The organism is Rhodococcus sp. AC861 (genome assembly GCF_979256035.1).
The window spans coordinates 67,662-84,580 of record NZ_CEEDMW010000009.1 but is presented as its reverse complement, the minus strand read 5'-3'; the positions used below and the strand labels follow the sequence as shown (position 1 = coordinate 84,580).

Sequence of the window (16,919 nt, the reverse complement as noted above, 5' to 3'; positions counted from 1 at the left end):
GGGGTTCGGGGTCGACAGCGGAGCGGAACGTCGACACGGGTGGGGGTTTGTGTTAGGAATCGGCGGGCAAGTGGCGATTGCGGCTAGGGTGGCCGGCATGGCGTCCACCTCGGCCCGCGTTGCCGCGCGCACCCGCGCCCGCGACGCGCAACGCAAAGTCCTCGCCGCCCGCGCCGAACGCGACAAGGCGAACATGGACTCGCTCACCGAGTTCTTCACCGCAGCCGAAGAGATCGACGCTGCCCGCCGCCGCCAGGCCGTCGCCCTCGCCGCCATCCGTCAGCGGGAGGGAACGCTCACTGCGGCCGCCGCCCTGGCCGGCCTCACACTCGGCGAAGCGCGCACGCTGCTCGCCGTGCTCATCGCGCCGGACCCGGCGCCCGACGACGACGCCGCGGCGACGTCGACCACGAATCTTGTCCCGCACACCGCCGACGCTCCCGACTCGTCCGAGTCGGCGGTCTAGCACCACTGCGGGTGCAAATGCCTCCCCAAGACCCGGCGTTGCACGACCCGGTGCCCGGTCAACTCGCCCTGCCCGGTCTGCCCCCGGTCGACGGTCAACTGCTCCTGCCCGGCTTCGCCGGTGTCGCCGCGCCGCCGGCGCGCAGCTCTCACCGCGGTACCCCGCTGGCTGCTCCCCCGTCGTCGGCGACGATCGAGCGGTTCCGCTCCAAAGTGGTCATCACTCCGGGGTGTCACTTCTTCGTCGGGGCGGTGTCGAACCCGGACGGGTACGGGCGCATCAACTTTCTCGACGGCGGTGTCCAGCGCACCATCGGTGCGCACCGGTTCGCGCTGATCCTCGTCCACGGGGACCTCGGCCCCGACGGCGTCGGGGAACACGAGTGCAACGAGACGTTGTGCGTTCGTGTCGGCGACGGGCATCTCAAGCTCGGCACCCAAGCGGGCAACCTCGCCTTCGCCGTCGCCACCGGCCGGCACCTCGGACCGACCCCCGCCTACGCGGACCCGCGCGGACGGTACGGGCGCGCACTCGCCATCCGGGACGCGCTGTGCGGTGGGTACGACCCGGTCCGACTACGCGCCGCCCTGACCGGAACCGCCGCCGACAACATCGCCGCGCCGACACTGTTCTGACGCCCCGTCACTCGCGTCACCGACGCCACCGCGACACCAGGAGACACCGCACATGGCCGCACCGAAGTGGTACGACAACGACACTGCCCATAGGCGGGCAGGCATCGTCATGTTGAGCGCCCTTGTCGTTCTCGGACCGGGCACCATCGGCGACATGGTCGAGGACCCGACCCTGTGGACAGTTGCCCTCGTCGTCATCTGGACGACCGCGGTCACCGTCTACGGATACGCACTCGTGCGTCGTCGATTCGTTCCCATCGCGCGTGACCCGGTCCGTACCGAGACCGTCCCCGACAGTGACGTCACTGTCGCCATCGCCGACATCACCAGCCGGGTCGCGGCGGTCAAGCGGTTACGCGAGATGCACCCCGGGCTCGGCCTCGGCGATGCCGCCCGCCTCGTCGACAACCAGCGACCCTGACGCACCTCAGCCGACGGCACTCTGCGCGTGTCGGACCTGTCCGGTAAGAACCGGGTCACACAACGCGTGCGCCGCACCGAGTGGTGCACTCCCCGACCGGGAGGACTCACATGCTCACACCACTCGCCTTGGTCGGCGGCGGACTGGTCATCCTCGGGATCAAGTATGTCGCCGAACACCGCACCGGCCCGCTCGCGTGGGTTGCCGGCGCGATCATCTGGCTCGGCACCGTCGCCGTCGTCGGTGCCGTCATCGCCGCGATCGTTGCGGGCGCCGCAGTGTTCGCGCTCGTCGCTGTGGTGTTCGCGTTCATGATTCCGTTGGCGTTGGTCAGCGGGTCGGTCGGCAACGGCAGCCGTGGGGTCTACCCGCGCCGCTACTACTGACCCCGACATGCGCGCGGCTCGGCCGTGCACATGTCGGACGCATGATTTAGAGTCGTCCGTGTTCGACCGTCGATGAGGGTCACGGTCGAGCGTCCATCACCACCGGCACCACCACCGCACGACAGCTTCATCAGTCGTGTGCGGTTGGTTGCGTGTGCCGGTCGACGCTCCCATCTCGGAAGGCCCTCATGTCTGCCATCACCACGCTTGACAAGTCCGCTGTCCTCGCTCGCGCCCGCGAGGCGATCGACACCCGCACCCGGTTCGTCGAGACGCTGTTCGACGCCGCCACCGAAGCCGCCGCCGCGCACTCCGCGGTCGCCGACGCACGCGACGCCGCCGCGACCGCGGACACCGCGTTCGAGAAGGCGTACCGCGACGCCCTCGCCGCCGGATGGACCGCCGCCGAGCTCAAAGCTGCCGGCCTCCCCACCCCGACCGCACCACGCCGGTCCGGCCGCCGCACCACCGCCCGGCGCAGCAAGGCGACAACTCCTGCGGTGTCGACACCGGTCGACACCGCACCTAGCGACGGCGCGGCCGCCGACGAGCAGGCGAGCGTATGAGCGCCGCGACCACGACTGTTGAGGCCACGGTGTGGCGGCGCACCCCGGCCGGGGAACCCGGACGCACACCGTTGGCGCACGGGGTGTTCGTCGACGACGCCGGCGCACACGAGTTCATCGCCCACCAGATGCGCACTCTCCCCGCCCGCGGGGTCGACGACGTGATGATCCAACTCGTCACCGTTGACGGCGACGGGTCGGTACGACCGACCCGCAACATCGTCGGCTCCACCGACTCGGTGCTCGCCGATCTCGACCACCCCGACCAGGCCGCGCACGCCATCTCCTCGGTTCTGACCCGCACCGCGCAGACTCGCAGCGTGGACGTGGCCGCGGTATTGGAGCTTGCTGCGGCGTCGGCGGCGGCGAACGTCGGCGGCGCCGACACCTTGCTGGCGGCGTCGCGACCGTCGGAGTCGGCGCAGCACGTCGCGGCATTGGCGGCGTTCGGGACCGATCCGCAGTTGCCGTTGGCGAAACGGTCCGAGCCGGTGGTGCTCTACCTCGAGACCCTTGACCAACAGCTCTCCGACTACGGGATCCGCGAGCTGTGGCAGCGGGACCGGACGAACATCCGGGCGGCGATGCGCCCCGCCGATCTGCCGTCCTCGGTGGTGACCGAATTGGGTGCGGAGCTGGTCGCCGTCGACAAGCTGTACGCCGCCGACACCGACGCCTACGTCACCGCGTGGACCGCTGCGGCGACGGAGAAGGCTCGGCGGCTGGGGCTGCGGGAGTCGGTGCCGGTGGTCGTGTCGACGGAGGAGACGGAGTTCTTCGACGACGGGGATCTCGAACCGATCTACGACCACGCGTTCGCCGTCACCCCGCTACCGGGGTGCGGGTACATCCCCGATACGTTCCCGCACCGATCACCGGACGGAGGTGTCGACGTCGAGGCGTTCGTCACCGCCGAACATGCCGCCCACCGCGGCTACCGGGACCGCGTGCACGAACAGACCAGCACCGACGAGCAGGTGGCGTCGTGACCCAGCGGCGCCGCGTCGGCGCGGTGGTCGCCGCGCTGTCGGTGTGCGCGGTCGCGTCCGGGTGCCACCAACCACCGGCGGACTTCTCGGTGTCGCCGGAGGCGCCTGCCCGTGGGTGGTCGGAGTATGTCGGTGTCAGTGAAGCGGTGACGGTGACGAACGTCGTCGACGGGGACACCGTCGACGTCGCCACCGCCACGGGCGGGACAGCGCGGGTTCGGGTCATCGGTATCGACACCCCGGAGACAAAGCGACCGGAGACGCCGGTGCAATGCTGGGGACCGGAAGCGACCGACTACGCGAGATCGTTGCTCGACGGGCGACAGGTCGGGATGGTCACCGATCCGAGTCAGGACGAGGTCGACGACTACGGGCGGCTCCTGCGGTACCTGGTCCTCCCCGACGGGCGGGACTACTCGGTCGCAGCCGCCGAGGCGGGCACCGCTCGCTCGTACGTCTACGACCGGGGTAACCCTCCCACCGCCGCGGTGGAGATCAACGACGCCGAGAACCGCGCACAGGCAGCGGGTGTCGGTCTGTGGGGACCGCCCTGCAACGGGGGGTGAGTGATGGACGGGAGTCGCGGCTGCCGGTTCAGGGCCGCGACTGCCGTCCGTCGACCCGGTCGATCAGTGCGCGGCCGACAGCGGCGGCGCCCTCACCGTATAAGGCGGTCGTGGAGCCCCGGTGCGGTGTCATCGCGTTCTCTGCCCACTGCGACAGTCGTCGTAGTCGGCTGGCTCTTCCGCCGCCGGGGTGAGTGGGGTTCCGGTCATCGAATCCCACGGTCGGTTCGGTCGTCGGCCGCGATCTGTTCGAGGAACGTGTCGACCTCCTGTGTGCCAGTGCGCCGCCGGACCAGTACGACGGTGAGAGCACCGGCGCCTGCGCTGAGCAGTGCGATTGCCGCCAGTGCGGGAGCGGGGACCTGCATTGCCACCAGGACAGCGAACATGCTCACGATCACGATGACCGGCACGGCCAGGTGGAGGCCGATCGCGAGTCGGCCGCGCTGCGCCAGTCCGGGCTTCGACGTGCGGGCAACAGCCACCGGCACGGCAACCGCTGCCAGCATCAGGCCGGCGGAGAATGCGATTCCAATGATGCTCATGGGGTCATCCTTTATGTCTGGTGTGGTTCCGTCGCGTTGGCGTTGATGGTGCCGGGCGGTACCGACACTCCCGCCGGGCCGTGTCAGTCACGGCGGGCGTCGTGAATCACGCGTCAACCCGGTCGGCTCGGAAGGTGTTGAGCCGTTTCCACGCTGCTCGCTGGGCGGTGCCGAGTTCGACCATGTAGTCGAACAGCTCGTCCTCGGGTCCTTGCTCGGCGGCCTGGATGAGTCGCTGCCCGGTGATGTGAAAGCTGCGGCGGTAGGACTGGGAGAGCACGATGTCGGCGTAGTGCACCGCGGACACGGCGGGAGCATCTGCGGTGACGACGTCCGCCAACGCTCGGCGCAGCGGTGCGTCCTTCGGCCCTCCCCCGGCCCTGTGCAGGACGGCGGCGACGGAGGCGGGGTCGTGCGGTTGTCCGGTGGTGACGAGGTCGGAGATGACGGTGAACAGTTCCGCGTAGGCGGGCTCACTGAAGTCGGCCGGCACCAGCGCGGCGGTGACGCGGGCGGCGGCGGTGGTGTCGGTGTTCCACATGAGCGCGCAGAGGGTCAACGATTCCGGGTCGGTCCGCGGGTCCAGGCCGGCCGACTCGGCGGGATCGTCGATGGCCCCGGTGTCGGGTGCGAGGTCGAGGACCGCGTCGACGGTTGCCGGGTTCTGCTCGGGTTCGGGGACTGCCCGTAGTGCGCTCATGACGTGTGCCCTGGCCTTACCGGGCGATAGTGGAGTCGGCGGCCGGGTGAGTTACCCAGGGGCCGGGGATGACGACGGCACTGGTGGTCTCGGCGGCGAGGTCCGCTTCGATCTGGGCGGCGATGAAGTCGTGGTCGGGCTGGTAGTCGAACGCGAGGTGTGCCATGGCGGGTTCTCCTTCGGGTCGGTGGTGGGCTTCGTGGGTGGGTCAGGCTGCGGACGCGGCGACGAGCTCGGCGAGGCGGGTCTCGCGGTGTCCGGACCAGTGGGTGTCGGCGTCGACGACGACGACGGGTGCGGCGAGGTAGCCGAGGGCCATCACGTAGTCGCGGGCGTCGGTGTCGACGCTGATGTCGACGGGGGTGTAGTCGAGGCCGGCCTTGTCGAGTGCCCGGAACGTCGCCCGGCACTGCTGACAGTTGGGCTTGGTGTAGACGGTGATTCCGGACATGGCTCGCGCCTTTCGACTATTCGGTGGAGTGGTTCTATTCTATTTCACGTACGGGTTTATTGCCACTGCTGGACGGTATTAATTCGGTAACGGTTGAACACGTTTTATCCGTTGCGCTGCAACACATATCGCCTTGCCCGTAAATGTCATTCAATCCCGTCTCGGCGCGTTTTTGCATTGTGCGCTTCTTGTCGCTGGCGGGGTGTGTTCGCGGCGACAGTCTAGGATCGCGTGATGACGTATTCGCGTGTGGAGTCGGAATTGGTGGCGATGGCGTTGGATCGGTGCGCGCCGTCGGATCTGGCGGTCGAGGCGATGGTCTCGGGAGTGCCGGTGGAGGAGACGCTGCCCCGTACCGCTGCCCCCGGCTCTGTGGATGTGGTGTGGGTGCCGGAGGACATGCCCGACCTGTGATCGCGGTGGCCGGCCCCGGTCTGGTGGCGGGTGTTCCCTCGGTGGTGGGTGCGTCGAGGTCGGTGTGAGGGCTCGATGCCCGATCGCCGGCTACCCCCCGCCGGTGGCCGGGCGTCCCCCGCTGGCTGCGGGAGCCGCCCGGCCCGTGCTCTACTCCCGGTCGGGTGCCCCGGGCAGGTGCGCCCCGGTGGTGGCGCGGACCGTCTCGGCGTCCACGTCAAGGGTCCGGATCTCGGCGGGGCTCATGGCGACGTCGAGTGCCTGACGGAGTAGGCAAAGCATTGACGGGGTGGCGATGCCCGCGCTGGTCGCTTCGTCTTCTGCCGCGTCGTAGGCGATGTTCGCGGCCGCTCCGTCTCCGGCGCGGTGGCAGAGCCACCCGGCGATGCTGAGGGCCTGGACGCGGGCTTCTCCTCGGGTGCGGCGGGCGATGGTGGCCATGACGGTGTGCGCGGATGCGCTGCCGTAGAGCGGGAGCCGGAACATCGCGTCACGGACGGGCAGTGCGGTGATGACGGCGGCGGTGCGGGCGATGAGGCCACTGTCGGGCAGCTCGTCGGCGTAGACGACTGCGGCCAGGTCTTCGAGCACCTGCGCGGCGTCGGCGTGCTCGGGCGGGTGAACCTGAATGTCGTGGGCGTAGCGGTCCCCGATCGCGGTGCGGCTGCCCTCGATGACCGTTCCGGCTTCGACGGTGCTGGCGGCCAGTTCGGATGCGATGGGGTCGACGTCGAACGTGGCGAGGGTGTCGAGGTCCTGCGCGGTGGCCGGTCCGGCGAGGGTGGGGACCCAGTAGGTGCCGATCACGTCGACGGCGGTGGCAAGGATTCCGGCGATGACCAGGTTCTCGACGGCGGCCGCTTTCTTGCCGGGGCGTTCTGCGATGGTGACGATGACGACCGACTCGATGCCGTGGCGACGCAGGACGTCGGTCATCTTGTGCGCCTGGGTGACGACGTCGACGCGGTCGAACCGGGCGGCGAAGGTGAGGATCTTGCCGGTGAACGCGAGCACGACGATGGACTCGGTGGGGACGTGCCGCAGCGATGCGGGGATGGCGGCGATGACCTGGGCTGCGCTGGTGAGGGTGATGCGGGGTTGCGTCATGAGGTGAACCTTTCGGGTGGTGTGGCTGGGGGACGGTCAGGATCGGAGTGCGCGGCGTGCGTTACGGCGGTCGTGGCGGGCGCTGGCTCGTTTGACGGTGCGGCGGATCTTCGGTGCGCCCTGCTTGTGGACGAGGATGTCGATCTCGTCTGCGGTGGACGGGTGCTGTGCGCGCATGACTGGTGCTTCCCTTCGGGACTCGTGTGGCTCGGTCCTTGTCCCTCACCACGTTCTTTCGCCGTCATCTGGCGTGGCGAAGAGGAGGCGGTGCGAGTGACCGGCGCCAGCATTCGAGGCGGAAAGTTCTCAGCCGGAGGCGTTCTGGGAATTTTTCGGACCCCGCAGGGGCCGGAGCGCAGCGGAGGTCGGGTGTTGGCGGTAAGGGAGGGAGTGCCGCAGCATCGGAGTAGCCAGATGTGCCGAAAGAACAACGCTTTTCACAGGTGCGGAGCGCAGCGGAGCTCCGTTCAGGTGGACGCCCGTCAGGGTGGCCTGCGCCCGGCCGTTCGCGGCCGGCCTGCGCTCAGGAACCGTCGACCACTCCCCCGGGTGGCCACCTTCCACCCGGACACGCCGATGGCCGGCTGTGCGGGAGCGACGGAACCGGGCCACGTTCCGCGGGCCGCGGTAGCGCTTTGCGGCGTGGTCAGCGCGGTTGGTTCTTACACTCTTCGTCATGACCGATGAATCACAGCAGTCGGATGTGCGTGAGTTGCCGCCGTTCGGGGAAATCGACATTGACCTGTTCACAGAACCGGTCAAGCACGGGAATAAACGGTTTCGTGATTTTGCGAGGGATTTTAGAGCTGAGCTACTACCACATTCTTGGATGACATTTGTCGGAGAAGTGAATGTCTTTTGGACTCTATATCTAAGCGAGTACGAACGTCAGACATCCGATAGAATCGCTGATCTCGACAACTTCGTTAAGGGTTTGAATGATTGCATCAAAGGCCCTCATGGTTTACTTGTTGATGACAGTCAGATCCAGTCCCTGACCGTCCGCTGGTTGCCCAAAGAGACAGGTCCAAGGCCCCGTTCAATGCGGCTACAGGTTTCTGATTCCATCCTGCGCATAATGCGTGAACCGTTGCGAATGTATGAACTCGCGGATAACTTGTTCTATCCTTTACCAAACCAAAAGAAAGAAGAACATAAGTACATGCTCCTGTCGGGAATTGACAGGAGCCTGTCGACGGTAAGCGGAATTGCCAAATCTATCTACGGAGCCGATGCGAGCGGAGAGGACGTCCATGCTTTCAGAATGATGCATGGCCCAATAGCGGAGGGATTCTTTAAGTCAAGGGTGGCTGAGTCTGGTTACGAGCTTGTTTCCCGCGATTCGTGGCAGGCCGATATGGAAGCGTGGCGAGTGTCGGAGGGGCGAGCCCCCGGCGAGAGGGTCGATTAGGCGCGAATGAGCGGGGCGCGTAGCGCCCTGCGGAGAATGCTGTGCGAGCGGAGCGAGCTCATTGCCCTTCGGTGTCCGCTGCGGGGACGAGGCCGGCGCGGAGGATGCGGAAGGGGTAGGCGCCGGGTGCTGTGGTGTCTGTGGGGGTGAGGTGGGCGTGGGTGTCGTCGAGTTCGGTGATCTCGAAGATGGTGACGCCGTTGGTGTGGAGTTTGACGCGGTCGCCTGTGTGCACAGCCGGTGATCGTATCGCCGGGTACCGACAGAGTGTTGTCCGTGAGGCCGGCCTCGGTGCGCGGTCAGTCCCGTGGGGTGTTCGGTCGGTGGCCGGTGCTGCTGCTGAGGTCGAAGTTCCCGGTGTGGGGACTGGCCGCCGGCCGGGTGCCGAGTGCGGCCGCGACCTGTTTTTCGAGGCGGGGGTTGGGCCGGTCGGGGCAGTAGGTGGCGGCGTCGCAGGAGCTGGCGATGCGTAGGACGGCGGGGTCGGGTTTGTGGGCTTCGCCGGTGTCGGAGGTGCGCCGTTCGGCGTCGGCGGCGGCGTGTTCTCGCAGCCGGCGAGCGTGTTCTGCCCAGTCGACGCGGGCCATGGCCGATCCCCCGGTTGTTCGGTGGTGGTGATGCGGGGCCGAGTGCTTCCCGGGTCGAACCGTAGGTTCGACCGCCACTCAGCCCCGCGCCCACAGGCTACCAAGAATCGAACACGTGTTCTATCCTGAGTATCCAGACCGCGAATCGATTTTCCGCGGCTCCGCTCGTTCTTCGTGCTAATTTGCTGGCATGACAACCGGGCTGGCGCTGCGCCGTTCACGGGAAGGCTTCCCGGACACGCAGTGAATCCTTGCGGGCCGCTACACGCCCGCACCGCAGTCTCCTCTCGTGCACCACCGGTCGACGGCAGTTCAGCGCCCGACCCCCTTGCACATCTATGGAGAGATATGACTGCACGGTTCAACCACACCATCATCGCTGCGCTCGACCCGAAAGAGTCTGCCCGCTTCTATCGACACGTCTTGGAAGCCGAGGAAGCGCCCTCTTGGGGCCCATTCACAAACCTCACGATCGACGGAGGAGTGCTGCTGCAGTTCGCAGCCCCAGCGGTCGATTTCCCGCCCCAGCACTACGCGTTCCTTGTTCCCGAAGACCACTTCGGACGAGCGCTCGAATACGTCCGACATCACGAACTCGACTACTGGGCCGACCCGCAACGACAACGACCCCGAGAGACCAACACCGAGCACGGTGGACGCGGCGTCTACTTCCTCGACCCCGCTGGCCACTATCTGGAACTCATCACCGAGCCCTACCTCTGAACCTGATAGGTCGACTCCAGACCGGTTCTGTCGGGAAGCCTCGTGAGGGCGGTGGTGCGGTACCAGTCGCGAAGCGGTCCCGGGTCGGTGGCGAGGTGCCGGTATGCCCGGAGGACGTCGGTCACGTGGGCGTGCGCAGCCAGGAGTGCGGGGTCGTCGGGGTCGTGTCCGTCGAGGATGAGGGCTGCGCGTTCGTCGGAGTCCATGACGGGTTGGACGCAGAGGGCGGTCCGGCGGTTCCCGCCGGCCGTACTTCTATCGACATACCGTCGACACGCCGACATTGCCCGGTGGTCGAGGGCTGCGGTTGTGGGACGGTGAGCAGGCATTGTCGACCATTCCACCGAGGAAAGATGGGTAGATCGCACCGTGGCCAAGAAATTGATCGTCGAGCTGACCGATGACGTCGACGGGAGCGTCATCGCCGACGGCACCGGGGAGTCGATCGAGTTTTCCGTCGACGGCGTCGACTACGCGATCGACCTGAAGGACAAGAACGCGAAGGAGTTCCGGAAGACGCTCGGCTTCTATATCGAGCACGCGGCGAAGGTCGGTGGTCGTAAGCGGGGTTCGCATTCGGCGGCTGTCAGAGAGGCTGCGGCTGCCGCTGCGAAGAAGACTGCGAAGCGCGATCCGGAGCAGACTCGGGCGATCCGGGAGTGGGCCAACAGCAATGGGTACGAGGTCAGTGCTCGGGGCCGGATCCCGGCGGCGGTCATCGAGGCGTTCGACGCCGCTCACTGACCGCCCGCCCTGACGTGCGGCGCGAGCTGCTGTCAGTTCTCCTCGAATGGTTCCGTAATCGGGTGCTGACGGGGAAGTAGGACTTCGGCTGCGTACTGGGCGCCCCAGGTGTTCAAGGCAGCGACGAACGGTTCCAGCGCCTGGCCCTGTCGGGTGAGCGAGTATTCGACGCGGGGCGGCACTTCGGGATACGCGGTGCGCTTGACGATGCCGTCCGTTTCGAGTTCGCGGAGTTGGCGTGTGAGCACGCGCGGGGTGACGGGTCCGACGGCTCGGCCGAGTGCGCCGTACCGCATCGGACCGTCGAGCAGGTTCTTGACGATGGTCATCTTCCAGGAGCCGCCGAGCACTGCGACGCTCACCTCGATGGGGCACACCTGGTGAGCACGTCGGACGGATTCGCGGACGGGTTCCATGTGGTGACGCTCCTCGACTCGGTGCCGCTGACCTCGTAGGTGGACAGTGTCGTCCATAGGGTCAGAAATGTACGTACTACCCATGATGACCGGTATGCACTAGTCAGTAGGCATGAGTACTGATCGTCGTCGTGCTGTTGAAGTGCCGACTCGCCATCTCGTCGAGCGGTTCGACGTCGTGCTGGTGTCGGTGGCCTGCACAGCCGTCACGGTGTTGTGGGCCGTCGGCGGCGTTGGCGGGGCGCCGGCCACTGTCGGTGCTGCGGCGGCGGGTGTGACGACAGCGGTCGCGATGGTCGTGGCGCAGGTGCGTGTGGGCCTGACCTTCCAGGAGCACAGGAGGTTTGCTCCGGTGGGTCTGTTGCTGGTCGCTGTTCCGGTGTGGTTCGCGGCGGCGGTGCTCGCCGCGACGGGCATGGTGTCGACGGTCCCGTTCACGATTGCGGCCGCAGTGCTGTTGTCGGGGTCACTGGCGAAGTCCGCACCCGACGCCTGAGCCGCCCAGTGCGCCTGGTGTGTGGGTGTGCCGCGTTCGCCAGGCGGGTAGTCGCACTCTGGCGCGGCGGGGGGGAGTGTGAGGGGGTGTCCCCCTCACCCGAGTCGGGTACCGTTCCCGACCTGCGCTTACGGTGAAATTCGCTCGGCCTCGGTCCCCCTCGGTCCCCCTCGGTCCGAGGCCGGGCACCCATCGTGGGCCGGTGCGGGTGCCCCTGGTTGTGGGAACACCCGCACCGGCTACCGGGTCACTTGCCGCTGGTGGCGGTGACTTCGGTGTAGGCGGCGTCGGCGGTGTTCTCGCCGGTGACGATCTTCTCGACGGGGCCGGTGGTGTAGCCGTGCTCGGTCAGGAACGCCAGGTACCGGGCGGCTCCTCGGGGGAGTCCGTCGCGGGTCCAGCGGGTCTGCGGGCTGGCTCGCCACCACGACTTGTCGGACCCGGCCATACGGGCCTCGAGTGCGGCCAGGACGAGCGCCAGGGTGAGCACCTGGGCGCGGGCGTCGGTGGCCTTGTCGATCATGTCCGCAATCCCGGTAAGCGGGTCGGCACCGGGCACCACCTCGCGCAGCACCTCCCCGGCCTTGCCTTCGGTGAGCAGATCGGGCGACCCGGAGAGGGTCGCGGCGACCCATCCGGCGCTGCCCTTCGGCGCGGTCTTGCGCGTCAGGAGCGCCTTGATGTGTTCGCGGCGCATCGTGGTCTCGGCGAGACCTGCGGCATTGAGGGCCTTCACCCGGCGACGCTCGGCCCGGTCGGCTTCGGCGTGCTGTGCGGCGAGGGCGTCGCTGGAAAGCACCGCCCCTCCCCGACTGGCGTTCCCGGTGGGCAGGGCGATGGTCTGCGGCACCTGGTAGCCGTGCTGCTCGGCGTCCTCGGGGGTGATCCAGTACGACGGCTCCCACACCCACCCCTCGACAACGGTTTTCGGGTGCCGCTTGCCTTCGGCGGGGGCGTCGTCGGGGCCTTCGGCGTCCCAGTCGACGGTGTCCTCCTCGACCTGCTCGCCGGTCTCGACGTCGACCCACGCCTCGACACGGTCGGCCCACACCGACCAACTGTCAGGATTTTCGGTCGGGTCGACCGGCTCCCCATCGGCAGTGCGGATCTCCCCGGCGTAGTGCCACACGTCCTCACCCGATTCGGGATCGACGGTGAGCACCGGGTGACCGGCCTCTCCGTGCGGCACCAGCGCTTTGGCCCGGTCGCGCGCGTTCTTGCGGTCCTCGGTCAACCTGCGCGCCAGGTGCGGGAAGTTGTACGGGCGATGCTCGGCGGCGTCGAGGAGCTGTGCCACCGCGTCGGCGTCGTCCATCTTCTCGAACGCGGCGATGATCGACGCCTGCTCGAGGTCGAGTTGCCCGCTGTCCAGCGCCGCCCGGGCGGCGTCGGAGCCGCCGACCCTCCCGGCGACCTTCGCGGCCTTCTGGGTGACCGAGAGGGCTTGGGCGACCTCTTTGACGGACACGCCGAGGTCGAGCAACTGGGCGACACCGGCGGCGCGCTGGCCGTCGGTGAGGCCCGTGCGCTGGTCATTGGAGACGATCTGCTCCACGATGCGGGTGGTGTCGGCGGCGACCTGATCGCCGTCCTGTGTGCGGATGAGCACCGGGACAACCGGGGTGTCGGTGGTGATCGCGGCGAGGGTGCGCCGCTGGCCGTCGATGACGGCGAGAGAACCGTCCTCCCGTCGCACGGCGAGGATCGGGTGCAGGACTCCGTGCTCGCGGATCGAAGCAACGAACTCCGGTGACTGGTCGAGGTCGACGCTGTCGCGGACGTTGTCGGCGACGTCGAGAACGGCGGGGTCGACCTGGGCGAACTCCGTGCCCAGCGCACCGGGGGCGGTGCGCTCGGTGGCGGGTTCGATTGCGGTGGTGGGGTTGTCGATGGTTGCGGTCATGATGGTGTCTCTCCCTGATAAGGTTTGTGGTGAGACACCGGGCAGATTCGAGCTGTCCGGTGTTTTTCTGTTCTGGTGGTGCTGGTCGGGTGGTGTGGTCCCCGATTCGGTGGTCCCCGGCTCCTCGCGGCGACGGTCACCGGTTCACCCGGGGTGCGGCGTTCTCGGCGGCGGTGATGTCCTGCTCGGTGGCTCCGGCTTCGCGTGCGGTGCACGCCCAGTAGGCGGCGCGTTCGCGGTGCGCGACCTCGGTGGATGCCCCGGGATCGACCGCTGCTCGCTGTGCGCGTGCGGTGTAGGCGGTGACCTGTCGCAACGCGTGGGTGCGGATGGTCAGCACCGCCTCCCCCACTGCGCCCATCGTTGCGGTCTGAAAACTGGTGGTGATGCTCATCGGTGCGCTCCCTCGATTCCGGTGACCTGGCCTTCTGCCCTGCCACGTTCTTTCGCCGTCATCTGGCGTGGCGCAGAGGAGGCGGTGCACGGGAACGGCGTCCTGCACCTGATCCGAAAAGTTCTCAGCCGGAGGCGTTCTGAGAAGTTTTCGGACCCCGCAGGGGCCGGAGCGCAGCGGAGGTCGGGTGTTGGTAAGACGGGCACGGGTGACGCAGTATCGGAGTAGCCAGATGTGTCGAAAGAACGAATGCTTTTCCACAGGGCGGAGCGCAGCGGAGTTCCGATCAGGGCACGCCCGCAGGGTGGGCTACGCCCGGCCCGCGGCCGGCCACCGCACCTCGACCGGCGGCCGCAGAACGGAACGGCAGCGACGCTCGCATCCGCGCCGCTTGCGGACATGAAAAAGGCCCGCACCCCTGTGGGGTACGGGCCTTGTCTGCGGCTGGTGTGGCGCTGCGGTCAGGGGGTCGCCGGTGGTTGGGTCGGTCGGCCTGCGGCGGTCTCGCGGAGCCAGTGGGGGACGTCGTGTCCGCTGCGTTCGGCCATCGTCACGTACGCCTTGGCTGCGGCGATCGCGACCTTGGGTCGGGCCGGTGCGCTGGTGCGTCGTTCGGTGGTGGTCATCGCGGGTCCTCCTGTTCGTTCTGGTTGCCAGTGTCCTCGGTCTCCGCCGGTTGCGCCAGTGCGATGGTGGCGGCATCTGCGATGACGGCGAGAAGTACCTCTTCCTCGGTCTTGGTGATGAGCGGGGAATCGGTGACCGTGCCGTAGATCCTCCACCCGAGTGCCGCCTCGTCGTCGTCCTTGCTGAGGGTGCGTTCCAGACACCAGGTGATGCGTTGCCAGGCTTGGGCGCGTTTGTCGGCGATGGTGCGTTGACGGACGGTCAGGGCGACCCCGACGACGGCGAGGACGCCGACGATCAGGGTCACCCAGGACTGTGCGGGCATGAGCGAGGTGTCCTTCCGGTTGGGATACAACGGGATTCGTCGCCCCCCGCGCCGCTGAGCGACGCGGGGGTCTTGTCACATGATGTCGAGTTCGGCCGGTTCGTCGCGTCCGTCGCAGTCGTAGTACTTGCAACCGCAGGATCGGCATGGGGCGCTCCCGTCGAAATCCTCGGCGCGCGCCGCCCGATCGTCGGCGAGGATGAAGAAGTCCTTGTCGGCTCCGAGCGCGGAGGCGATCCGCAGGTCCGCGTCGGCGGCGGCGGACCATCGGTTCTCGTCGGCGTCGCGGCCCTCTGCTCGCGCCCGTGCACGCAGGCCGCAGTGGGCGGCGTATTGGTCGGCGAGGGTGTCGAGTGCGCGATACGACGTGTATCCCGGCTGCTGGGTATGGGGGTTGTCCGGTTCTTCGGGGACATTGGCGAGTTCTGTGTGTGCGAAGTCGGCGTCGGTCGCTCCGAGTTCGCTCGCACAGCGGCGCGCGTCGTCGGTGGCGATGGCCCACTCGATTCGCACCGTGAGGTCATCCTCGCGGTCGTCGGCCAGCAGGAACTCGTCTCGGTTGGTGATGTAGCCCTCGATGGCCTGCTGTACGTCCATACGTTTCGACCCCTGCCTCGTAGATGTTCTTTCGCCGTCATCTGGCGTGGCGTAGAGGAGGCGGTGCGAGTGGCCGGCACCAGCATCCGAGCCGGGAAGTTCTCACCGTAGGGCTCTGAGAAGTTTTCGGCCCCCGCAGGGGCCGGAGCGCAGCGGAGGAAAGGGTGTTGGTGGTCGAGGCCGGGAGTGCCGCAGCATCGGAGTAGCCAGATGTGTCGAAAGAACAACGCTTTTCACAGGACGGAGCGCAGCGCAGTTCCGATCGGAGGACGCCCGCAGGGTGGCCCACGCCCGGCCGGCGGCCGGCCACCACACCGTCACCGCAGGGCGCCGAGCCGACCGGGAGCGACACCCGGCGTCGGCGGTACGACAGCGGCCACGGACACGACAGTGGGCCCGCACCCCTGATGATGCGGGCCCGTCATGCCGGTCAGGCGGCGGCGGTGTCGCCGCTGCCGGTGTCGCTGTCCGTCTGGGGGTCGAGGGCGTCGGCGAGTTCGTGGACGGTGGCGAGGAAGGCGCGGACGGTGTCGGTGACGGTGTCGAGGTTGCCGTCGGCCCATCCGGCGACATAGCCGACGCTGTAGGCGGCGGTGTCGAGTCCGAGGATCCCGGCGAGGACGTAGGCGACGGATTCGGCTTCGACCTCCATCCGGCCTCGGTGCAGGCCGCGCCGGTCGTCGGCGGGAACAGTGTCGGCGGTGTGCATGAGGGCGTGGGCTGCTTCGTGGATCATCGTCTTCGCTGCCTGCGCGGGTGCGAGGCGGGCGTCGACGACGATACGGCGGGACCCGTCGACGGTGGTGTACCCGTTGGTCTCCCCGTCGATGAGGTCGCGGGTGACGGTCCACCCGCGTGCGGTCATGAGGGCGTGGACACGGTCGTAGATGGCGGCGGGGTCGTCGCCGGTGAGCCGGTGGGCGATCTGCTCCACCTGGGGGTGGCCGTCGACGGGGTCGGTCTGGTCGTGAGCGAACACGGATATGATCGGGAAGGTGGGGACCTTGCGGGTGGTCTCGTCACCGGTGGCCTGGTCGGTCACGACGGCGGTGCGGCTGCTGTAGCCGTAGATGCGGATCGCTTTCTCACCCTTGCGGACCTGCTGCCCTTGGGACTGCCACGCCCGGAATCCGGCAACCTGCGTCGCCGTCGGCCGCTGCGCGAGGATCAGCATGACGTTGTTGAACGAGTACGAGTGGAACGCGGCCATGTGGTCGAGGTAAGCGCGCCAGGCGTCCGAATCCACCAGCGCGGCAACCTGGTCGGTGATCGAGGCGTGCAGGCGCTCGGCCAACTCTCGGCGGGCCTGGGCCTTCTCCTCGGCGGACTTGGTGCTGGTGCGGGCTGCGCGGCGCGTGGTCATGGTGATCGGTCCCCTTCTCCAGTGTTCTTTCGCCGTCATCTGGCGTGGGGAGAGAAGGCGGTGCAAGTGGCCGGCGCCAGCATTCGA

28 protein-coding genes are annotated in these 16,919 nt (G+C 67.9%); 12 read left to right on the top strand and 16 right to left on the bottom strand.

The features are described from left to right. Positions 1–97 precede the first annotated feature (97 nt). From AC0IX4_RS22775 to AC0IX4_RS22745, 7 genes are all read left to right on the top strand, one after another. The gene (locus AC0IX4_RS22775; protein ID WP_471831327.1) at positions 98–466 is read left to right on the top strand and encodes a hypothetical protein; all 369 of its coding nucleotides are present in this window, start codon (positions 98–100) and stop codon (positions 464–466) included. A gap of 17 nt (positions 467–483) precedes the next feature. After that, the gene (locus AC0IX4_RS22770; RefSeq protein WP_471831325.1) at positions 484–1,101 is read left to right on the top strand and encodes an HNH endonuclease; all 618 of its coding nucleotides are present in this window, start codon (positions 484–486) and stop codon (positions 1,099–1,101) included. Between the two features lie 52 nt (positions 1,102–1,153). Further along, positions 1,154–1,522, top strand: a complete 369-nt coding sequence (locus AC0IX4_RS22765) for a hypothetical protein (RefSeq protein WP_471831323.1) — start codon at positions 1,154–1,156, stop codon at positions 1,520–1,522. Between the two features lie 110 nt (positions 1,523–1,632). Next, on the top strand, positions 1,633–1,908 hold the full coding sequence (locus AC0IX4_RS22760; RefSeq protein WP_471831321.1) for a hypothetical protein: 276 nt from the start codon (positions 1,633–1,635) through the stop codon (positions 1,906–1,908). 188 nt (positions 1,909–2,096) lie between these two features. Next, positions 2,097–2,474, top strand: coding sequence for a hypothetical protein (locus tag AC0IX4_RS22755; protein WP_471831320.1), 378 nt, complete (start codon positions 2,097–2,099; stop codon positions 2,472–2,474). Continuing rightward, positions 2,471–3,463, top strand: a complete 993-nt coding sequence (locus AC0IX4_RS22750; RefSeq protein ID WP_471831319.1) for a hypothetical protein — start codon at positions 2,471–2,473, stop codon at positions 3,461–3,463. The genes AC0IX4_RS22755 and AC0IX4_RS22750 overlap by 4 nt, the downstream gene beginning before the upstream one ends. Beyond that, positions 3,460–4,029 (top strand): thermonuclease family protein, encoded by a 570-nt coding sequence (locus AC0IX4_RS22745; protein WP_471831317.1) that lies wholly within the window; start codon positions 3,460–3,462, stop codon positions 4,027–4,029. The genes AC0IX4_RS22750 and AC0IX4_RS22745 overlap by 4 nt, the downstream gene beginning before the upstream one ends. Positions 4,030–4,235: 206 nt before the next feature. On the opposite strand, the gene AC0IX4_RS22740 is transcribed toward AC0IX4_RS22745, so the two are convergent. From AC0IX4_RS22740 to nrdH, 4 genes are all read right to left on the bottom strand, one after another. Next, the gene (locus AC0IX4_RS22740) at positions 4,236–4,574 is read right to left on the bottom strand and encodes a hypothetical protein (RefSeq protein ID WP_471831316.1); all 339 of its coding nucleotides are present in this window, start codon (positions 4,572–4,574) and stop codon (positions 4,236–4,238) included. Between the two features lie 106 nt (positions 4,575–4,680). Beyond that, a complete protein-coding gene (locus AC0IX4_RS22735; protein ID WP_471831315.1) occupies positions 4,681–5,274 on the bottom strand; it encodes a DnaB-like helicase N-terminal domain-containing protein in 594 nt (197 codons plus the stop codon). Positions 5,275–5,290: 16 nt separating this feature from the next. After that, on the bottom strand, positions 5,291–5,440 hold the full coding sequence (locus AC0IX4_RS22730; protein ID WP_471831314.1) for a hypothetical protein: 150 nt from the start codon (positions 5,438–5,440) through the stop codon (positions 5,291–5,293). 42 nt (positions 5,441–5,482) lie between these two features. Further along, positions 5,483–5,725: a glutaredoxin-like protein NrdH gene (gene nrdH, locus AC0IX4_RS22725; RefSeq protein WP_471831312.1), complete on the bottom strand. Its 243-nt coding sequence runs from the start codon at positions 5,723–5,725 to the stop codon at positions 5,483–5,485. A 234-nt stretch (positions 5,726–5,959) separates the two neighbouring features. Between nrdH and AC0IX4_RS22720 the strand changes: the two genes are divergently transcribed. Further along, positions 5,960–6,139: a hypothetical protein gene (locus tag AC0IX4_RS22720; protein ID WP_471831310.1), complete on the top strand. Its 180-nt coding sequence runs from the start codon at positions 5,960–5,962 to the stop codon at positions 6,137–6,139. Positions 6,140–6,289: 150 nt separating this feature from the next. Here AC0IX4_RS22720 and AC0IX4_RS22715 read toward each other — a convergent pair whose 3' ends face one another. Beyond that, a complete protein-coding gene (locus tag AC0IX4_RS22715) occupies positions 6,290–7,246 on the bottom strand; it encodes a DUF4192 family protein (protein ID WP_471831309.1) in 957 nt (318 codons plus the stop codon). Between the two features lie 36 nt (positions 7,247–7,282). Beyond that, the gene (locus AC0IX4_RS22710; protein WP_471831308.1) at positions 7,283–7,423 is read right to left on the bottom strand and encodes a hypothetical protein; all 141 of its coding nucleotides are present in this window, start codon (positions 7,421–7,423) and stop codon (positions 7,283–7,285) included. A 499-nt stretch (positions 7,424–7,922) separates the two neighbouring features. Here AC0IX4_RS22710 and AC0IX4_RS22705 point away from each other — a divergent pair, with 499 nt between their 5' ends. Beyond that, positions 7,923–8,657, top strand: coding sequence for a RusA family crossover junction endodeoxyribonuclease (locus AC0IX4_RS22705; RefSeq protein WP_471831307.1), 735 nt, complete (start codon positions 7,923–7,925; stop codon positions 8,655–8,657). A gap of 58 nt (positions 8,658–8,715) precedes the next feature. Here AC0IX4_RS22705 and AC0IX4_RS22700 read toward each other — a convergent pair whose 3' ends face one another. Both AC0IX4_RS22700 and AC0IX4_RS22695 read right to left on the bottom strand, forming a co-directional pair. After that, positions 8,716–8,892, bottom strand: a complete 177-nt coding sequence (locus AC0IX4_RS22700; protein WP_471831306.1) for a hypothetical protein — start codon at positions 8,890–8,892, stop codon at positions 8,716–8,718. Between the two features lie 64 nt (positions 8,893–8,956). Beyond that, positions 8,957–9,244, bottom strand: coding sequence for a hypothetical protein (locus AC0IX4_RS22695; RefSeq protein ID WP_471831305.1), 288 nt, complete (start codon positions 9,242–9,244; stop codon positions 8,957–8,959). A gap of 348 nt (positions 9,245–9,592) precedes the next feature. On the opposite strand from AC0IX4_RS22695, the gene AC0IX4_RS22690 reads away from it, so the two are divergent. Continuing rightward, positions 9,593–9,967, top strand: a complete 375-nt coding sequence (locus AC0IX4_RS22690; RefSeq protein ID WP_471831303.1) for a VOC family protein — start codon at positions 9,593–9,595, stop codon at positions 9,965–9,967. Here AC0IX4_RS22690 and AC0IX4_RS22685 read toward each other — a convergent pair. After that, the gene (locus AC0IX4_RS22685; protein WP_471831302.1) at positions 9,958–10,173 is read right to left on the bottom strand and encodes a hypothetical protein; all 216 of its coding nucleotides are present in this window, start codon (positions 10,171–10,173) and stop codon (positions 9,958–9,960) included. The genes AC0IX4_RS22690 and AC0IX4_RS22685 overlap by 10 nt on opposite strands. 163 nt (positions 10,174–10,336) lie before the next feature. Here AC0IX4_RS22685 and AC0IX4_RS22680 point away from each other — a divergent pair, with 163 nt between their 5' ends. Continuing rightward, positions 10,337–10,711 carry a histone-like nucleoid-structuring protein Lsr2 gene (locus tag AC0IX4_RS22680; protein WP_471831301.1) on the top strand — a complete coding sequence of 125 codons (375 nt, stop codon included), beginning with the start codon at positions 10,337–10,339 and terminating at the stop codon, positions 10,709–10,711. A 32-nt stretch (positions 10,712–10,743) separates the two neighbouring features. On the opposite strand, the gene AC0IX4_RS22675 is transcribed toward AC0IX4_RS22680, so the two are convergent. Next, positions 10,744–11,127, bottom strand: a complete 384-nt coding sequence (locus tag AC0IX4_RS22675; protein ID WP_471831300.1) for a winged helix-turn-helix transcriptional regulator — start codon at positions 11,125–11,127, stop codon at positions 10,744–10,746. Positions 11,128–11,239: 112 nt separating this feature from the next. Here AC0IX4_RS22675 and AC0IX4_RS22670 point away from each other — a divergent pair, with 112 nt between their 5' ends. After that, positions 11,240–11,623 (top strand): hypothetical protein, encoded by a 384-nt coding sequence (locus AC0IX4_RS22670; protein ID WP_471831299.1) that lies wholly within the window; start codon positions 11,240–11,242, stop codon positions 11,621–11,623. Positions 11,624–11,870: 247 nt separating this feature from the next. On the opposite strand, the gene AC0IX4_RS22665 is transcribed toward AC0IX4_RS22670, so the two are convergent. The 6 genes from AC0IX4_RS22665 to AC0IX4_RS22640 all read right to left on the bottom strand — a co-directional run bounded on the left by AC0IX4_RS22665 (position 11,871) and on the right by AC0IX4_RS22640 (position 16,832). After that, positions 11,871–13,526 (bottom strand): ParB/RepB/Spo0J family partition protein, encoded by a 1,656-nt coding sequence (locus tag AC0IX4_RS22665; RefSeq protein ID WP_471831298.1) that lies wholly within the window; start codon positions 13,524–13,526, stop codon positions 11,871–11,873. A 136-nt stretch (positions 13,527–13,662) separates the two neighbouring features. Then, positions 13,663–13,920, bottom strand: coding sequence for a hypothetical protein (locus tag AC0IX4_RS22660; protein WP_471831296.1), 258 nt, complete (start codon positions 13,918–13,920; stop codon positions 13,663–13,665). A gap of 461 nt (positions 13,921–14,381) precedes the next feature. Beyond that, the gene (locus AC0IX4_RS22655; protein WP_471831294.1) at positions 14,382–14,546 is read right to left on the bottom strand and encodes a hypothetical protein; all 165 of its coding nucleotides are present in this window, start codon (positions 14,544–14,546) and stop codon (positions 14,382–14,384) included. Beyond that, positions 14,543–14,872 carry a hypothetical protein gene (locus AC0IX4_RS22650; RefSeq protein ID WP_471831292.1) on the bottom strand — a complete coding sequence of 110 codons (330 nt, stop codon included), beginning with the start codon at positions 14,870–14,872 and terminating at the stop codon, positions 14,543–14,545. Before AC0IX4_RS22650 ends, AC0IX4_RS22655 begins: the two co-directional genes overlap by 4 nt. A 75-nt stretch (positions 14,873–14,947) precedes the next feature. Continuing rightward, complete coding sequence (locus AC0IX4_RS22645) at positions 14,948–15,469, bottom strand: hypothetical protein (RefSeq protein WP_471831290.1); 522 nt, start codon at positions 15,467–15,469, stop codon at positions 14,948–14,950. 430 nt (positions 15,470–15,899) lie between these two features. Next, positions 15,900–16,832: an ArdC-like ssDNA-binding domain-containing protein gene (locus AC0IX4_RS22640; RefSeq protein WP_471831289.1), complete on the bottom strand. Its 933-nt coding sequence runs from the start codon at positions 16,830–16,832 to the stop codon at positions 15,900–15,902. Positions 16,833–16,919: the final 87 nt, after the last annotated feature.

What these genes read in the sequence shown, in the direction of transcription:
- AC0IX4_RS22775 (WP_471831327.1), top strand. Translation starts at nt 98, where the DNA reads ATGGCGTCCACCTCGGCCCGCGTTGCCGCGCGCACCCGCGCCCGCGAC.
- AC0IX4_RS22770 (WP_471831325.1), top strand. Translation starts at nt 484, where the DNA reads ATGCCTCCCCAAGACCCGGCGTTGCACGACCCGGTGCCCGGTCAACTC.
- AC0IX4_RS22765 (WP_471831323.1), top strand. Translation starts at nt 1,154, where the DNA reads ATGGCCGCACCGAAGTGGTACGACAACGACACTGCCCATAGGCGGGCA.
- AC0IX4_RS22760 (WP_471831321.1), top strand. Translation starts at nt 1,633, where the DNA reads ATGCTCACACCACTCGCCTTGGTCGGCGGCGGACTGGTCATCCTCGGG.
- AC0IX4_RS22755 (WP_471831320.1), top strand. Translation starts at nt 2,097, where the DNA reads ATGTCTGCCATCACCACGCTTGACAAGTCCGCTGTCCTCGCTCGCGCC.
- AC0IX4_RS22750 (WP_471831319.1), top strand. Translation starts at nt 2,471, where the DNA reads ATGAGCGCCGCGACCACGACTGTTGAGGCCACGGTGTGGCGGCGCACC.
- AC0IX4_RS22740 (WP_471831316.1), bottom strand. Translation starts at nt 4,574, where the DNA reads ATGAGCATCATTGGAATCGCATTCTCCGCCGGCCTGATGCTGGCAGCG.
- AC0IX4_RS22735 (WP_471831315.1), bottom strand. Translation starts at nt 5,274, where the DNA reads ATGAGCGCACTACGGGCAGTCCCCGAACCCGAGCAGAACCCGGCAACC.
- AC0IX4_RS22730 (WP_471831314.1), bottom strand. Translation starts at nt 5,440, where the DNA reads ATGGCACACCTCGCGTTCGACTACCAGCCCGACCACGACTTCATCGCC.
- nrdH (WP_471831312.1), bottom strand. Translation starts at nt 5,725, where the DNA reads ATGTCCGGAATCACCGTCTACACCAAGCCCAACTGTCAGCAGTGCCGG.
- AC0IX4_RS22720 (WP_471831310.1), top strand. Translation starts at nt 5,960, where the DNA reads ATGACGTATTCGCGTGTGGAGTCGGAATTGGTGGCGATGGCGTTGGAT.
- AC0IX4_RS22715 (WP_471831309.1), bottom strand. Translation starts at nt 7,246, where the DNA reads ATGACGCAACCCCGCATCACCCTCACCAGCGCAGCCCAGGTCATCGCC.
- AC0IX4_RS22710 (WP_471831308.1), bottom strand. Translation starts at nt 7,423, where the DNA reads ATGCGCGCACAGCACCCGTCCACCGCAGACGAGATCGACATCCTCGTC.
- AC0IX4_RS22705 (WP_471831307.1), top strand. Translation starts at nt 7,923, where the DNA reads ATGACCGATGAATCACAGCAGTCGGATGTGCGTGAGTTGCCGCCGTTC.
- AC0IX4_RS22695 (WP_471831305.1), bottom strand. Translation starts at nt 9,244, where the DNA reads ATGGCCCGCGTCGACTGGGCAGAACACGCTCGCCGGCTGCGAGAACAC.
- AC0IX4_RS22690 (WP_471831303.1), top strand. Translation starts at nt 9,593, where the DNA reads ATGACTGCACGGTTCAACCACACCATCATCGCTGCGCTCGACCCGAAA.
- AC0IX4_RS22685 (WP_471831302.1), bottom strand. Translation starts at nt 10,173, where the DNA reads ATGGACTCCGACGAACGCGCAGCCCTCATCCTCGACGGACACGACCCC.
- AC0IX4_RS22675 (WP_471831300.1), bottom strand. Translation starts at nt 11,127, where the DNA reads ATGGAACCCGTCCGCGAATCCGTCCGACGTGCTCACCAGGTGTGCCCC.
- AC0IX4_RS22670 (WP_471831299.1), top strand. Translation starts at nt 11,240, where the DNA reads ATGAGTACTGATCGTCGTCGTGCTGTTGAAGTGCCGACTCGCCATCTC.
- AC0IX4_RS22665 (WP_471831298.1), bottom strand. Translation starts at nt 13,526, where the DNA reads ATGACCGCAACCATCGACAACCCCACCACCGCAATCGAACCCGCCACC.
- AC0IX4_RS22660 (WP_471831296.1), bottom strand. Translation starts at nt 13,920, where the DNA reads ATGAGCATCACCACCAGTTTTCAGACCGCAACGATGGGCGCAGTGGGG.
- AC0IX4_RS22655 (WP_471831294.1), bottom strand. Translation starts at nt 14,546, where the DNA reads ATGACCACCACCGAACGACGCACCAGCGCACCGGCCCGACCCAAGGTC.
- AC0IX4_RS22650 (WP_471831292.1), bottom strand. Translation starts at nt 14,872, where the DNA reads ATGCCCGCACAGTCCTGGGTGACCCTGATCGTCGGCGTCCTCGCCGTC.
- AC0IX4_RS22645 (WP_471831290.1), bottom strand. Translation starts at nt 15,469, where the DNA reads ATGGACGTACAGCAGGCCATCGAGGGCTACATCACCAACCGAGACGAG.
- AC0IX4_RS22640 (WP_471831289.1), bottom strand. Translation starts at nt 16,832, where the DNA reads ATGACCACGCGCCGCGCAGCCCGCACCAGCACCAAGTCCGCCGAGGAG.